Genomic DNA, 14,151 nt, shown 5'->3' with positions numbered 1-14,151 from the left:
ACAAAAGGAGATTGATTCCATGTTATTACGATATTTCTATGACGAAAAATTGGCTCACGCATCTTATGTAGTAGGGTGCCAAAAAACAGGCGAAGCAGTCGTTGTTGATCCGATGCGCGATATCACAGCATACGAGGAATTGGCGAAAAAAGAGAAACTGAACATTGTCGGCGCTCTTGAAACGCATATCCACGCTGACTTTGTATCCGGTTCACGGGAACTGAATGACCGTTTCGGCACGAAGCTCTATATTTCGGATGAAGGCGATGCCGATTGGAAATATCAGAACCTGGATGGGATCAGCCATCAATTATTGAAAGATGGCGACCAGTTCAACATCGGCAATCTGGTATTTGAAGTGATGCATACGCCAGGGCATACCCCGGAGAGCATTTCCTTCCTATTGACGGATAAAGGCGGATCTGCCGACAAGCCGATGGGCATCTTTACAGGAGACTTCGTCTTTGTCGGCGACGTCGGACGCCCAGACCTTCTCGAAAAAGCGGCGGGCATCCAAGGAACCTCCGAATCCGGCGCGGTGGCAATGTTCGAATCGATCGAACGCTTCAAGGCGCTTCCGGATTATCTACAGGTTTGGCCAGCGCATGGTGCCGGGTCCGCTTGCGGTAAATCGCTCGGCGCAGTTCCATCGACGACAGTCGGTTACGAAAAAGCCTTTAACTGGGCGATGCAATTCGATGATGAAGCTTCGTTCAAGAAAGCGCTGCTCGAAGGACAGCCGGAACCCCCGTATTACTTCGCGGTGATGAAATCGGTCAACAAAGTCGGCCAGAAATTGATCAAAGATTTGCCGGAACCAAAAGAAATCACATCAGCCGCAGACATCGAAGCGCTTCTTGCTGAAGGCAAGCAAGTACTTGATATGCGCCCGGCAGATGCTTACAGCAAAGGTCATATCCAAGGCACGATCAACATCCCGTTCAATAATTCCTTCACGAACTGGGCAGGCTGGGTCGTCGATTATGACAAGCCGCTCTACCTCCTGCTCGACACGAACGTGCTCGATGAAGCATTGGTCGCCCTCCGTTCAGTGGGAATCGACGAAGTCTACGGTTTTGCAGAAGCGGAAAATGTCATGGCACAAGCTGAAAACTTAGCTTCCTATGAAAACGTCTCGCCATCCGAGGCAAGTGAAATGGTCGAAAAAGGCGAAGCGTATGTGCTTGATGTCCGCAACCAGACGGAATTCGATGAAGGGCATATCGACAATGCACAACATATCATGGTCGGTACCTTGAAAAATCGAATCGATGAGGTGGACACCGATAAAACAGTCATTGTACAATGCCAGGCAGGGGCTCGTTCCGCGATCGCGGCAAGCGTCCTGAAAGCGAACGGCATCGACAACCTGGTCAATATGACAGGCGGCTACAGCAAATGGCAGCAAGAAGTCGCATCCGTTAAACAATAATAGCAGCATGACCGCTTAAGCCTTGGCTTTAGCGGTTTTCCTTTGGAAAAACACACCCCCGAAAGGAAAGATTGAAACAATGAGTATTGGCATCCCGATCGCATTGCTGACTTTTGCCGGCTCTAACGGTTTCTATAAACGCTATGTCACGGCTAAAGGGGTCAAGCACGACTGTGTTGACAACCTGAAAGAAAACGCAGATATTCTCTTGCTGGATGTGAGAGCCTATAATATCTCCTATAAAGATCCCGTCGATGGCGCGTTCGAACTTCCGGTCGCTTATTTCCTCCGCAGCTACGAAGAAATACCGGACCGTCCGATCCACGTCATCGCTTCTGATGAAATGGAAAAGAATATGGCTGTCCGCTTGCTGCGCAAAAAAGGGAAGATTGTCGTCAGCTATAGCCTAACTGAAGAAGATTGCGGCGAGCGGATGCTTGCCCATTGATTATGCTCACCCCGACATCAATTGTCGGGGTGTTTTTATATATTTTGAAAAATACCAAAATATCAAATCGCGTTGACAAGCGGAAAGAGACGTTTTATAGTATGTGTAACCGGTTACACATAACCTGAGAACGGAGAAGAGCGATGACAACGATCAGAGATGTAGCGAAAAAAGCAGGCGTTTCCGTTGCGACGGTTTCACGTTTCTTGAATGGCAGCGGCTATGTCAGCGCAGACGCCGCCAAAGCGGTAACTGAAGCGGTGGAGGAATTGGAATATGAATTGAATCCGGTCGCACGCTCTTTGAACACGAAACGCTCCAGTTTGATCGGACTCATTTTGCCGGACATCACGAACCCGTTTTTCCCGGAACTTGCGCGGGCGGTGGAAGATGTCGCTTTGAGCTATGGCTATACCGTCATCCTGTGCAACTCGGACGAAGACCCGAAAAAAGAGAAGAACTATATCGAAACCTTGAAAAAGAAATACATCGCGGGTTTCATCGTGACATCGAATCAGCTCGACGCACCGCATTATGCGGATACGAAGCTGCCGATTGTGGCACTGGACCGGGCCATCAACGAGAAGATCCCCGTGGTCTCATCGAATAATAAAGAGGGAGCGGTGCTTGGGGCCAATGCGCTGCTCGAGCGCGGATGCCAAAACATCCTGTTCCTTCGGGGACCTGAGGCACTGAATCCCGCGAATGACCGCTATGACGGATTTATGGAAGCGATCGGTAAATCGGATGTCGACTACCGCATCGTCACTTGCCCGTTCCATTACGCGGACTCACAGAAGATCGTGGAACGCGAACTGAAGGACAACCCAGAAATCGACGGCATTTTCGCCTCGAGCGATGTGTCGGCAGCAGGAGCCTTGAAAGCGGCCGTTCTGCTCGGCAGAAAAGTGCCGGACGATTTGCAGATTGTCGGGTTTGATGGCATCGCCATGGGCGAGATGCTTTCTCCGGGGCTCTCAACCGTCGCACAAGATGTTTACAAAATGGGCGCAATCGCAACGCGCGTCCTGATTAAGCGGATCGAGAACAAGCCCGTGGAAGAAAGCTTCTACGAAATTCCAGTCAAGCTCGTTTTACGTGGCACAACAAGGAGTGTGGAATGATGATTACAGTAGTGGGCAGCATCAATATGGACCTTGTGGTCGGAACAGAGCGCTTTCCAAAGCAAGGTGAAACGGTGCTAGGAAATTTATATACGACCGTTCCAGGCGGAAAAGGCGCCAATCAGGCAGTCGCAGCAGCGAGGCTCGGCGACCAAGTCCATATGGTCGGTGCAGTCGGCAGCGACGCATTCGGCACACAGCTTCTTGAAGGGCTGGAAAAAGAGCAAATCGATACGCAAGGCGTCAAAAAAACGGACGGCGCCAGCGGAATCGCTAATATCCTGCTGTCAGAAGGCGACAATCGCATCATCGTCGTCTCAGGTGCCAACCACGAACTGACGAAATCGGACATCGATGCACAGAAAAAGGCAATCGAAAAAAGTTCGATGGTCATTCTGCAGTTGGAACTGCCGATTGCGGTCGTGGAATATACGCTGAAACTTGCCAAAGAACTCGGCGTGCCAGCCATTTTGAATCCAGCGCCAGCTGGTGGATTCACCGATGCAATGAAACAAGCGGACTTTTTGACGCCGAATGAAACCGAAGCACAAGAGCTGTTCGGCGAAAACTGGGAATTGGAATTGGAACGCTACCCGAACCGCATGGTCGTGACGCTTGGAAAAAACGGTGCCCGCTATTTTGACGGCGAACAGCACGTAACGGTCGAAGGTTATCCGACACAAGCAGTCGATACGACGGGTGCGGGGGATACATTCAACGGCGCGTTGGCAGTTGCCTTAGTGGAAGGCAGCGAGTTCAAGGAAGCTGTGCGCTTCGCCAACGCCGCTGCCTCCTTATCGGTGGAAAAATTCGGGGCGCAAGGCGGCATGCCGAACCGTCCGGAAGTCGTTTCCCGGATGGAGGCGGCAAAATGAAAAAACAAGGCATCATTAATCGCGACATTGCCGGCCATTTGGCAAGGTTCGGGCATACGGATTTGCTTGTCATTGCCGATTGCGGACTGCCGGTGCCGCAACATGTACCGTGCGTCGATTTATCGTACCGCATCGGGGAACCGTCATTTGAAACGGTGCTGGAGGCAGTGCTTGAGGATTTTGAGGCGGAAGCGGCTTATATTGCCCGGGAAATAAGCGGTCACAATCAAGGCTTGGAAGCCCGTATGCAAAAGCAATTGGACTGCCATTACCTTAGCCACGAGGAATTAAAGGCGATGAGCCATAACGCCAAACTGATCGTCCGCACAGGGGAAGCAAGCCCTTATGCGAATGTCATCCTTCAGTCGGGCGTCATCTTTTAATGAGGCAGGTGAACGAAATGACCGAAATGATCAACATGACCGATATTTGCAAATCGTTCAGCGGCAACGCCGTCTTGAAAAACGTCCATTTCTCTCTACAAAAAGGCGAAATCCACGCCTTGATGGGCGAGAACGGGGCCGGCAAATCGACCTTGATGAAAATCATGTCCGGCATCTATACCCGCGACTCCGGAACGGTGGAAGTGAAAGGCAAAAAAGTCGAGTTCACTTCACCGAAGCAGGCAGAAGCGGAAGGCATCGCCGTCATCCACCAGGAATTGAATATCCTGCCACACCTGTCGATTGCGGACAATCTCTTTCTTGGCCGTGAGGAAACCATCGGACGCACAGGAATCCTGAAGACAAAAGACATGGAACGCAAAACGAAAAAGATCCTGGGGGATTTAGGGCTTGATATCGACCCGTCGCTTCCCGCAAGTACATTGTCTGTCGGACAGCAGCAATTGGTGGAAATCGGAAAAGCTTTGTCAATGGATGCAGAAATGATCATTATGGATGAGCCGACAGCGGCATTGACGGACCGGGAAATCGAAACTTTATTCGTGACCATCCGCGATCTTCAAAAGCGCGGTGTTTCTTTCGTCTATATTTCACATCGCATGGAAGAAATCTTTTCACTGTGTGACCGCATCACCATCTTGCGCGACGGTGAATTCGTCGGTGAACGGAAGATCAGCGAAACTAGCTTCGAAGAAATTGTCCAGTTGATGGTCGGCCGTGAACTCGGCGACCGTTTCCCGGAACGAAGCTCGGCGATTGGCGACGTGAAGCTGTCGGTTAAAGGCTTATCACGGAAAGATTGCTTTGAAGATATTTCCTTCGACATCCATAAAGGGGAAATCGTTTCGATTGCCGGGCTCATGGGGGCCGGGCGCACAGAAGTGGCACAGTCTCTATTCGGTTATAAGAAAGCGGATTCAGGAACGGTGGAGCTCGATGGCAAGCCTGCGAAAATCGACAATCCGCAAAAAGCGAAAGAACTCGGCATCGGCTACGTGACCGAAGACCGAAAATCCGAAGGGCTGATCGTCGGTTTTACAGTCGAAGAAAACATCAGCATGGCAAACTTTGAATCCATTTCCAAAAAAGGTTTGCTGTCGAAAGACAAAGAACGCAGCCTGTACGACCGGATGGTGAAACGCCTTGGCATCCGGACATCAGGGCCAGACCAGGCTGCCAAATCGCTCAGCGGGGGCAACCAGCAAAAAGTCGTCATCGCGAAATGGCTCGGCATCGAACCGGATGTGCTCATACTCGATGAGCCGACGCGCGGCGTCGATGTCGGCGCGAAGAAAGAGATTTATTCGATCATCAACGAATTGGCCGCTCGTGGCGTCGCCATCTTGATGATCTCTTCCGAACTTCCGGAAGTGATCGGCATGGCCGACCGTGTGCTCGTCATGCACGAAGGCAAGCTGACGGCAGATCTGCCGAAGCAGGAAATGACGCAGGAAACAATAATGCATTATGCAACAGGAGGTGGGAAACTTGCAGTTGAAGAACGCTAACACAAACTTATTCCAAAAAATCGCGCCGTTCATCGGCTTGATCTTGATCATTGCCATCATTACCGCAATAAATCCGAGTTTTCTATCCATGAGCAATATCTTGAATGTCCTGCGGCAAGTATCGATCAATGCCTTGATTGCATTCGGCATGACCTTCGTCATCCTGACCGGAGGGATCGACTTGTCGGTCGGTTCGATCTTGGCGCTTACGGGTGCTGTGACTGCCGGCATGATGGCTTCAGGAATTGACCCGATCCTGGCGATGCTGTTGGGGCTGTTCCTCGGGGCAGTTCTCGGAGCCATCAACGGCGTCATCATCGCGAAAGGGAAAGTGGCGCCATTCATCGCGACGCTTGCGACGATGACCATTTACCGGGGCTTGACGCTCGTCTATACGGAAGGCCGGCCGATTTCAGGGCTTGGTGACAGCATGGCTTTCCAGATGCTCGGAAAAGGCTATTTCCTCGGCATCCCGGTTCCGGTGGTGACGATGCTCATCAGTTTCGGGATTCTTTACTTCATCTTGAAGAAAACGACGTTCGGCCGGCGCGTCTATGCAGTCGGCGGCAATGAAGAAGCTTCGGTATTGTCTGGCATCAATGCGGACCGCATCAAGATCTATGTCTACTCATTGGTCGGGGCGCTTGCCGCACTCGCCTCGCTGATCTTGACTTCGCGCTTGAATTCCGCGCAGCCGACAGCCGGGCAGATGTTTGAACTTGATGCCATCGCAGCGGTCGTGCTCGGTGGGACAAGCTTGACAGGCGGCCGCGGATGGATCGTCGGTACGTTGATCGGTGCTTTGATCATCGGTGTCTTGAACAACGGTTTGAACTTAATCGGGGTTTCCTCCTTCTTCCAGCAAGTGGTGAAGGGTGCAGTTATATTGCTTGCAGTATTGCTAGACCGTAAAAAAACAGCATAAGGAGTGGTAGAAATGAAGAAAATGCTATTGATGTTCGTCCTCTTGGCCATGATGGTCTTGGCCGCATGTTCCATGGAAGCACCAGGTTCGGATTCAGAAGAAACAACAGGCGGAGAAGAAGCGAGCGGAGATTACACAATCGGTTTCTCGATCTCGACATTGAACAACCCGTTCTTCGTGACATTGAGCGAAGGGGCGGAAGCAAAAGCTTCTGAACTTGGCGCAAGCCTATCAGTTGTCGATGCACAAGACGATGCATCGAAACAAGCAAGTGATGTAGAGGACTTGATCCAGCAAGGCGTGGATATGATCCTCATCAACCCAGTCGATTCAGAGGCAGTCGCTTCAGCAGTTGCTTCCGCCAATAACGCAGATATCCCGGTCATCACCGTGGACCGTAGCGCGGAAAGCGGCGAAGTCGTTTCCCACATCGCTTCCGATAACGTAGCGGGCGGCGAAATGGCAGCGGAACACCTATTGTCACTCGTTGGCGATGGCGCGAAAGTAGCGGAACTGGAAGGCGTTCCCGGATCTTCCGCAGCGCGTGAACGCGGGGAAGGATTCAATAACATCGCAGCGGACAGCTTGGATGTAGTAGCCAAACAAACGGCGAACTTCAACCGTGCAGAAGGCTTGTCGGTCATGGAAAACATTTTGCAGGCAAACCCTGAAGTAACGGGAGTGTTTGCGCATAACGATGAAATGGCGCTTGGCGCGCTGGAAGCAATCGAAGCTTCCGGCAAGGACGTCACAGTGGTCGGCTTTGATGCGACAGCGGATGCTGTCGCAGCAGTAGAAGAAGGCCGGCTTGCCGGAACGATTGCCCAAAAACCGGAAATGATCGGTGAAATGGCGGTCGAAACAGCTGTTCAGCATTTGGACGGCGAAGCAGTGGAAGCATCGATTCCGGTAGAATTGGAATTGATCCAGCAATAAGTAAAGAAGAAACCGCATCGGCTATATGCCGATGCGGTTTTTTGCGCTTAGGCGGAAAGAACGGGCTGCAAAACGATTTTTAAAAAAATGAAGAATTGGTTTGGATTTTTTTACTATTACTATAAAATAGTAGTAAGTCATTAGTTCTGATTATTTAGGTATCAGAAAATTCTTACTTCATATATGGTACATTTTTTGTAAACCACTTGGAGGGGGAAATAAAATGGCGAAATTGAATCGATGGAAAGCGGCGGGATTGTTCGTGCTGGCGGGGGCTCTCGCGGCTTCTCCGCTGCAGATGGGAAGTGACGGGAATATGGCAGGGGCAGACGGTGAATATGCAGCATTGACTGCGGAAGTGAATGATATTTTACAGGACAAGAGCTTGGATGGCGCGCTGGCAGGTGTCAGCATCCGGAAAGCGGATAGCGGGGAAAAAATATACGATCATTTTGGCGATATCCGCCTGAAACCGGCATCCAATATGAAGCTATTCACACTGGCGGCGGCACTTGAAACTTTAGGGGAAGATCATCGGTTTTCGACAGAGTTGCATACCGATGGGGAGCTGAAAGGCAAAGTGTTGCATGGCAATCTGTACTTGAAAGGCAAAGGCGACCCGACATTGCTCGAGGAGGATTTTGAGCGCTTTGCGAGTGAATTGAAAGCACAAGGCATACATAAAGTGAAAGGTGACCTGGTCGGCGATGATAGCTGGTTCGATGATGAACGCTTGTCTGAAGACATGACATGGAAAAATGAAGTGTATTATGTCGGGGCCCAAGTATCCGCATTGACCGCCTCCCCGAATAAAGATTACGACGCCGGCTCCATTATCGTGGAAGCGAACGCCGGAGAAGCGGCAGGGGATGAAGTGCAGGTAAGTTTGTCACCGGAAACGGATTACGTGACGGTCATTAATACCGCCAGAACGGTAGCTGCTGGTGAGCCAAAGACCTTGAGCATCACGAGAGACCACGGGACGAATGAAATCATCATCGAAGGCAATATCCCGGAACAAGGCAGCCGGACACGCGAGTGGATCGCAGTCGATGAACCATCCGGCTATGCCCTCAGCCTGTTTGAAAAAGCGCTCGGCAAGGAAGGCATCGAGCTGATCGGGAATTCCGAAACCGTCATGGGCGAGACGCCATCGGCTAGCCGCATGCTTCTGGAACATCAATCGATGACGCTAGCGGAACTATCGATCCCGTTCATGAAATTGAGCAATAACGGCCATGGTGAAGCCTTGGCGAAACAAATGGGCCGCGTGGTGAACGGTGAAGGCAGCTGGGAAGCGGGACTCAAGGTAATGGAGGCAACCGCCGGCAAGCTGGGTGTCAATGTCGACACAATCCATCTGCGTGACGCTTCCGGGATGTCCCATGTCAATTTGATTCCGGCAAATGAAATTTCCCAGTTACTCACCGGGGCGCAGGACGAGCCGTGGTTCGATACATTCCTCGAATCCTTCCCGGTAGCAGGGGCTCCTGACCGTTTTGTCGGCGGCACATTGCGAAACCGCATGAAAGGCACAGTGGCAGAAGGCAATGTCCAGGCAAAAACCGGCAGCTTGTCTTCGGTCTCTTCTTTAGCCGGTTATGCGAACACCCAGGACGGGGAAAGGCTGATTTTCGCTATCGTCCTGAACAACGACTTGGCGAATGTCACACCGGTCGAAAACGCCATTGCCGAAGCGATCGCCGGATACCAAGCCAAGTAATAAACAAAAGCTTTGAAGGAACATGGAAATCTGTTCAGGAAGAAACAGCAGCGGAAGGAATGGCCAATCCCGCAGGCTGTTTCTTTTTGATGGGAAAGATTGGATTGCCCTTTCCATCCAGAAAAAACTTCTGTATGGTGAATATATCAAGAATTCAAACAATTTAGGAGTGATGGAAATGAGACCGATCATCGGCATTACCGCGTCGAAAGAATTGGGGAAAGATGAATACACAATTGAACTCGCGGATACAGAAGCGATTGTCCGGGCAGGCGGTTTGCCGATCATGCTGCCGCATATCGAAGGGGAGGCGGAACTGGAAGAACTCGCCGAGCATATCGACGGATTATTCCTTGCGGGAGGATGGGATATCGACCCAACCTTATTCGGCGAAGAGCCGCATCCGGGCCTGGGCGTCATCATTCCCTCCCGTGACCGTTTCGAGTTGGAATTAGTGGAAAAGGTGTTGGAGAAGAACAAGCCGGTGCTGGCGATTTGCCGCGGCGCCCAGATTCTGAACATCGCAGCCGGCGGGGACATGTATCAGGATACACCGTCACAGCTTGCCGGTAATCTGCTCCAGCACCAGCAGCGCGCCCCGAAAGAGCATGGCTCGCATTTTGTCGAGGTGCAGGAAGGTTCTCTACTGCACCGGCTGACGGATTCATTGAAGCTCAAGGTCAATAGCCGCCATCACCAATCGAACCGCCATGTGCCGGATCATTATCTCGTTTCGGGGATTGCGAGCGACGGGGTCATAGAAGCGATCGAGAGCAAGGAACATGGATTCGCACTTGGGCTGCAATGGCACCCGGAAAACATGGCTCGTGCAGGCGACGCAGCCTCTTTGCGTATATTCGAGGGCTTTATTCGCGCATGCACGGAAGAAGGGGATGAGTAAGTGCAGATCATCGATACACATTGTGATGCGCTTTTGAAATTGCAGGTGGCGAAGCGCAACGAATTATTTCGCGGGAAGCCGGTTCATTACTACGATGCAGAAGAACTTGACACCAATTTCCTGCGTCTGCAGCAAGGCGGCGTGAAAGTCCAGTTTTTTGCGGTGTTTGTGCATCCCGAATTGCCGGATGATGAAAAATGGCAACATGCATTAGAACAGGTTGATTTGTTCTACAATGAAGTGCTGGGACAGCCGCTCATGAAACATATCCGACATTGGGAAGATATCGATGCACTGCGACCTGATGAAATCGGGGCAGTGCTCGCGCTTGAAGGGGCGGATGCGTTCGGAAACGATCTCGTGAAATTGCGCCATCTCTACAGGCTCGGCGTCCTGTCACTTGGGCTGACATGGAATTTCGCCAATCTTTGCGCGGACGGCGTCGGGGAACCAAGAGGCGGCGGCCTGACACTGCTCGGCAAGCAAGTGGTGCAGCTGAATAACCAACACCGTGTCTTCACGGACGTATCCCATCTGTCGCCCGCAGGATTTTGGGATGTGATGGAACTGGCTGACTATCCGATTGCCAGCCATTCCAATGCACGGGAATTATGTGATCATCCGCGGAACCTGGAGGATCGGCAAATCGAGGCAATGTTTTCGCGCAATGGCTTGATTGACATCGTGTTTTGCCCGGAGTTCATCAATCCAGGAAGCCAGCAGGCGACAATCGATGATTTACTGCGCCATATCGACCATCTTTGCACGCTCGGCGGAGAGCGCCATATCGGTTTAGGTTCAGATTTTGACGGGATTTTTGCTCATGTGGACCAGCTTGGAAATGCATCGGCTTACCCGAATTTAATCGAAGCCTTGCAAAAACGCTATTCGGAAGCGCAGGTGGAAGGGTTTGCGTTCCGCAACTTCCTGGCGCACAGGCCGGGCATTGCACAAGAAGGCAGGACAATATAAAAAAGCCATCCGCTATTGAGTTAGCGGATGGCTTTTGGCGTTAATACTTATTCATGGATGACTCTGTGTCGCCGGATTCGGCCATTTGCAGTTTACTGTCTTCCGAATCGCTCTTGGCATGTTTCCGGCGGTGCAGGATCGCATTGATTTCAGCCCCGACCACCAGGATCAAGCCTGTCAGGAAGAACCAAAGCATCAAGACGATCAATCCGCCTAGGCTCCCGTAAGTGGCTGAATAGCTTCCGAAATTCGCTACGTAGAAAGAGAAACCAAGGGATACCAACTGCCACAGGATCGTGGCAATGACTGCCCCGATAATAACTTCCTTGAACGGGAAATGCTTATTCGGCGCGAATTTGTAGAGCATTGCCAGTACCAGGCTCATGACGACAATTGAAATGACCCAACGGAGCACTTGGAAAATGATCTCTGTCTGCTGCGGCAGATTCAGGAACTGATTGATCATATCGATGATCGTGCCACCGAAAATCGGAAGCACAAGTGCAACGATAACAGCAATCAGCATGAACAGCGTCAAGACGATTGCCAATCCTTTCTTCACGAAGAACGAACGGGTTTCTTCCACGTCATACGCTTGGTTCGTCGCTTCCATGAATGCAGTCATCGCATTCGAGGCGGACCAAAGCGTACCGAGGATACCGAAAGTCAATAGGCCGCCGGACGGGGTCGTCACGACACTGATGATGGTATCTTCAAAGGTATTAGCGACTTCACCGGGCAGGATGGTGCCGATAAAATCGACAGCCCGCTGCGGGTCGATCTGTAAATAGGGCAGGATCGCCAGCAGCAAAATCAATAACGGGACAATTGCCAGTAGATAATAATAAGCTTGGGCTGCCGCAAGTGTCGTCGCATGGTCTTTTTTGAATTCTTGGCCAAGTTCTTTGGCATAGGACGTCACTTTGCTCATGACTTTATACCTCCAGTTGTTTTGTAAAGTTATTAGGTATATGCCCGTTGTAGCCAAGAAATAACCATGAAAAAGGAAATTATTCGTTTTTTACTCGATTGCGTGGAAGTTCAATCGATCATCCGAATGCCAAGGAGATCGGTAAAAGCGATGCGCACAGTGCCAACGCCGGATGAAATCTCTATCGTTTGATTGGCCAAGTCGACCGATGTGATGGTGCCCGATACGGCTGCCTGTCCGCCATCCCAATAGCGCATTTCCGCCATGCACTGCCGCTGTTGCGCAATGCCGATTTCCTCCTGCAATAAACTGAGTTCTTCTTCATCGAGATGTGGTTTGTGCTTAGTCGGTTCATCTGCCCGCCATTCCCGCAGCATCCGGACGTGTTCGGGCAGCATCAATGCCCCCCATTTCAATTGCCCCCTGTCGAATACGTCCCCTTTTACCGTCAAATGCTGATTCTTTTTCATCTTCATCTCTCCTTTCTGAAAAAATAAGAACATTTGTTCTTATCGTAAAGAAATAATGGAGAATGGTCAATTACTTCTTTTCAAAAAAACAGGGCCGTCTATAGGCAGCCCTGTTTACACAGTGATTTCCGGTTCTTCAAGTTTCTCGAAAGCGATTTTGAGGATGTGGTGGTTCTCCATATCGATGATTTCCCAGTGGTAGCCGCCTTTTTCGAACGAATCCCCGGCTTCGGCCTCGATGAGCTGATGCTGCATCCAGCCGGCAATGGTATCGATTTCATCGCTGTCTTCGAATTTCAGGCTGAACCGCTCTTCCAGGTCTTTCAGGAGGACGCGGCCATTGACCACATAACGGGTATCGCTTTCTTTCACGATTTCAGCTTCCTCTTCTTCATCAAACTCATCCCGTATTTCCCCGACAATCTCCTCGAGAATATCTTCCATCGTGATCAGCCCCGATGTGCCGCCGTATTCGTCGATGACGAGGGCGATATGGGTCCGGTCTTTCTGCATTTTCACGAGCGCCATCTGAAGCGGCGTCGTCTCGTGGAAATAAGGCAGGTCATGGATGAGTTCGGTCATTTGGACATCGTTATTGATCGCATAATGGGTCAATACTTCCTTGGCATTGATGAAGCCGATCAGGTCATCTTTATCGCCATCCCGTGCTATCGGGTAACGCGTAAAGCGGTGCTCCCGCAGTTCTGCCAGCAATTCATCAGTGGACAAATCATCCGGGAAAGCGACCATTTGCGTGCGCGGGATCATGACATCCTTGGCGCTGCGTTCATCGAATGCAAAGATGTTCTGCATATAGGATAGCTCCGTCTGGTTGATTTCGCCGCTCTGGAAACTCTGCGCCATGATGATCTTCAGTTCTTCCTCTGAATGGGCTTGCTGTTCGCCGGCGGGTTCAACGCCGAACATGCGAAGCAGCAAACGGGCAGAGCCGTTCAAGACGAAAATGAACGGATACATGATTTTCCCGAAGATATAAAGCGCAGGGGCCAGTGACAAAGTCATCCGTTCCGCAAATTGAAGTGCCAGCGATTTTGGCGCCAGTTCCCCGATGACGACGTGCAAGAAGGTCACGAGCGCAAAAGCGAAGGCGAACGAGACGATGGTGGAAACCGCGGAAGGAACGCCAAGCCAGTCGAATAGCGGATGCAGCAGCCGTTCGACAGTCGGCTCCCCGAGCCAGCCAAGGCCAAGGGCGGTCACGGTGATGCCGAGCTGGCAGGCGGACAAATAATAATCCAGGTCGCTGACGACTTTCTTGACCGTGATGGCTTTTGTATTGCCTTCTTCGATCAATTGTTCAATGCGTGACATGCGGACTTTGACCACGGCGAATTCCGTGCCGACGAAAAATGCGGTCAAGGCGATGAGTAAGACGAGTAAAGCTAAATTCAATAAAGGTATGGGGTCCAATAAATTCCCTTAAATAAGGGATTCACCTCCGAGCTAGTTTCTTCTAATCTATCACAAATTGCCCGATGCTG

General features: G+C 51.1%; 14 protein-coding genes. 11 read left to right on the top strand and 3 right to left on the bottom strand.

The window, feature by feature from the left end:
- The first annotated feature begins 19 nt into the window (after positions 1-19).
- The 11 genes from BBI15_RS13605 to BBI15_RS13555 all read left to right on the top strand — a co-directional run bounded on the left by BBI15_RS13605 (position 20) and on the right by BBI15_RS13555 (position 11,248).
- Positions 20-1,432, top strand: a complete 1,413-nt coding sequence (locus BBI15_RS13605) for an MBL fold metallo-hydrolase (RefSeq protein ID WP_068870334.1) — start codon at positions 20-22, stop codon at positions 1,430-1,432.
- A 79-nt stretch (positions 1,433-1,511) separates the two neighbouring features.
- Positions 1,512-1,880: a rhodanese-like domain-containing protein gene (locus BBI15_RS13600; protein WP_068870332.1), complete on the top strand. Its 369-nt coding sequence runs from the start codon at positions 1,512-1,514 to the stop codon at positions 1,878-1,880.
- 143 nt (positions 1,881-2,023) lie between these two features.
- On the top strand, positions 2,024-3,004 hold the full coding sequence (locus BBI15_RS13595; RefSeq protein ID WP_068870330.1) for a LacI family DNA-binding transcriptional regulator: 981 nt from the start codon (positions 2,024-2,026) through the stop codon (positions 3,002-3,004).
- Positions 3,004-3,879, top strand: a complete 876-nt coding sequence (gene rbsK, locus BBI15_RS13590; RefSeq protein WP_068870329.1) for a ribokinase — start codon at positions 3,004-3,006, stop codon at positions 3,877-3,879. The genes BBI15_RS13595 and rbsK overlap by 1 nt, the downstream gene beginning before the upstream one ends.
- Positions 3,876-4,262 carry a D-ribose pyranase gene (gene rbsD, locus BBI15_RS13585; RefSeq protein WP_068870327.1) on the top strand — a complete coding sequence of 129 codons (387 nt, stop codon included), beginning with the start codon at positions 3,876-3,878 and terminating at the stop codon, positions 4,260-4,262. The genes rbsK and rbsD overlap by 4 nt, the downstream gene beginning before the upstream one ends.
- Before the next feature lie 26 nt (positions 4,263-4,288).
- The gene (locus BBI15_RS13580; protein WP_068872602.1) at positions 4,289-5,791 is read left to right on the top strand and encodes a sugar ABC transporter ATP-binding protein; all 1,503 of its coding nucleotides are present in this window, start codon (positions 4,289-4,291) and stop codon (positions 5,789-5,791) included.
- Positions 5,778-6,716 (top strand): ABC transporter permease subunit, encoded by a 939-nt coding sequence (locus tag BBI15_RS13575; protein ID WP_405313461.1) that lies wholly within the window; start codon positions 5,778-5,780, stop codon positions 6,714-6,716. The genes BBI15_RS13580 and BBI15_RS13575 overlap by 14 nt, the downstream gene beginning before the upstream one ends.
- Positions 6,717-6,728: 12 nt before the next feature.
- Positions 6,729-7,652, top strand: a complete 924-nt coding sequence (gene rbsB, locus BBI15_RS13570; RefSeq protein ID WP_068870323.1) for a ribose ABC transporter substrate-binding protein RbsB — start codon at positions 6,729-6,731, stop codon at positions 7,650-7,652.
- Between the two features lie 223 nt (positions 7,653-7,875).
- Positions 7,876-9,375, top strand: a complete 1,500-nt coding sequence (dacB, locus tag BBI15_RS13565) for a D-alanyl-D-alanine carboxypeptidase/D-alanyl-D-alanine endopeptidase (protein ID WP_068870321.1) — start codon at positions 7,876-7,878, stop codon at positions 9,373-9,375.
- A gap of 178 nt (positions 9,376-9,553) precedes the next feature.
- Entirely contained in the window at positions 9,554-10,276 is a 723-nt protein-coding gene (locus tag BBI15_RS13560; RefSeq protein WP_068872601.1) for a gamma-glutamyl-gamma-aminobutyrate hydrolase family protein, read from the top strand.
- The gene (locus tag BBI15_RS13555) at positions 10,277-11,248 is read left to right on the top strand and encodes a dipeptidase (RefSeq protein WP_068870319.1); all 972 of its coding nucleotides are present in this window, start codon (positions 10,277-10,279) and stop codon (positions 11,246-11,248) included.
- Positions 11,249-11,288: 40 nt separating this feature from the next.
- Here the strand turns inward: BBI15_RS13555 and BBI15_RS13550 are convergent, their stop codons facing one another.
- The 3 genes from BBI15_RS13550 to BBI15_RS13540 all read right to left on the bottom strand — a co-directional run bounded on the left by BBI15_RS13550 (position 11,289) and on the right by BBI15_RS13540 (position 14,080).
- The gene (locus BBI15_RS13550; RefSeq protein ID WP_068870317.1) at positions 11,289-12,179 is read right to left on the bottom strand and encodes a YihY/virulence factor BrkB family protein; all 891 of its coding nucleotides are present in this window, start codon (positions 12,177-12,179) and stop codon (positions 11,289-11,291) included.
- A gap of 110 nt (positions 12,180-12,289) precedes the next feature.
- Entirely contained in the window at positions 12,290-12,649 is a 360-nt protein-coding gene (locus BBI15_RS13545; RefSeq protein WP_068870315.1) for a YolD-like family protein, read from the bottom strand.
- A gap of 114 nt (positions 12,650-12,763) precedes the next feature.
- Positions 12,764-14,080, bottom strand: a complete 1,317-nt coding sequence (locus tag BBI15_RS13540) for a hemolysin family protein (protein WP_068870313.1) — start codon at positions 14,078-14,080, stop codon at positions 12,764-12,766.
- Between the last annotated feature and the right edge of the window lie 71 nt (positions 14,081-14,151).

Source organism: Planococcus plakortidis (assembly GCF_001687605.2).
Lineage (GTDB): Bacteria > Bacillota > Bacilli > Bacillales_A > Planococcaceae > Planococcus > Planococcus plakortidis.
This window is presented reverse-complemented; position numbering and strand designations above follow the sequence as displayed.

Bases quoted from the DNA above. Each gene is read 5' to 3' on its own strand.
- rbsB (WP_068870323.1), top strand. From the start codon at position 6,729: ATGAAGAAAATGCTATTGATGTTCGTCCTCTTGGCCATGATGGTCTTG.
- BBI15_RS13580 (WP_068872602.1), top strand. From the start codon at position 4,289: ATGATCAACATGACCGATATTTGCAAATCGTTCAGCGGCAACGCCGTC.
- dacB (WP_068870321.1), top strand. From the start codon at position 7,876: ATGGCGAAATTGAATCGATGGAAAGCGGCGGGATTGTTCGTGCTGGCG.
- BBI15_RS13550 (WP_068870317.1), bottom strand. From the start codon at position 12,179: ATGAGCAAAGTGACGTCCTATGCCAAAGAACTTGGCCAAGAATTCAAA.
- rbsK (WP_068870329.1), top strand. From the start codon at position 3,004: ATGATTACAGTAGTGGGCAGCATCAATATGGACCTTGTGGTCGGAACA.
- rbsD (WP_068870327.1), top strand. From the start codon at position 3,876: ATGAAAAAACAAGGCATCATTAATCGCGACATTGCCGGCCATTTGGCA.
- BBI15_RS13560 (WP_068872601.1), top strand. From the start codon at position 9,554: ATGAGACCGATCATCGGCATTACCGCGTCGAAAGAATTGGGGAAAGAT.
- BBI15_RS13600 (WP_068870332.1), top strand. From the start codon at position 1,512: ATGAGTATTGGCATCCCGATCGCATTGCTGACTTTTGCCGGCTCTAAC.
- BBI15_RS13545 (WP_068870315.1), bottom strand. From the start codon at position 12,649: ATGAAAAAGAATCAGCATTTGACGGTAAAAGGGGACGTATTCGACAGG.
- BBI15_RS13595 (WP_068870330.1), top strand. From the start codon at position 2,024: ATGACAACGATCAGAGATGTAGCGAAAAAAGCAGGCGTTTCCGTTGCG.
- BBI15_RS13605 (WP_068870334.1), top strand. From the start codon at position 20: ATGTTATTACGATATTTCTATGACGAAAAATTGGCTCACGCATCTTAT.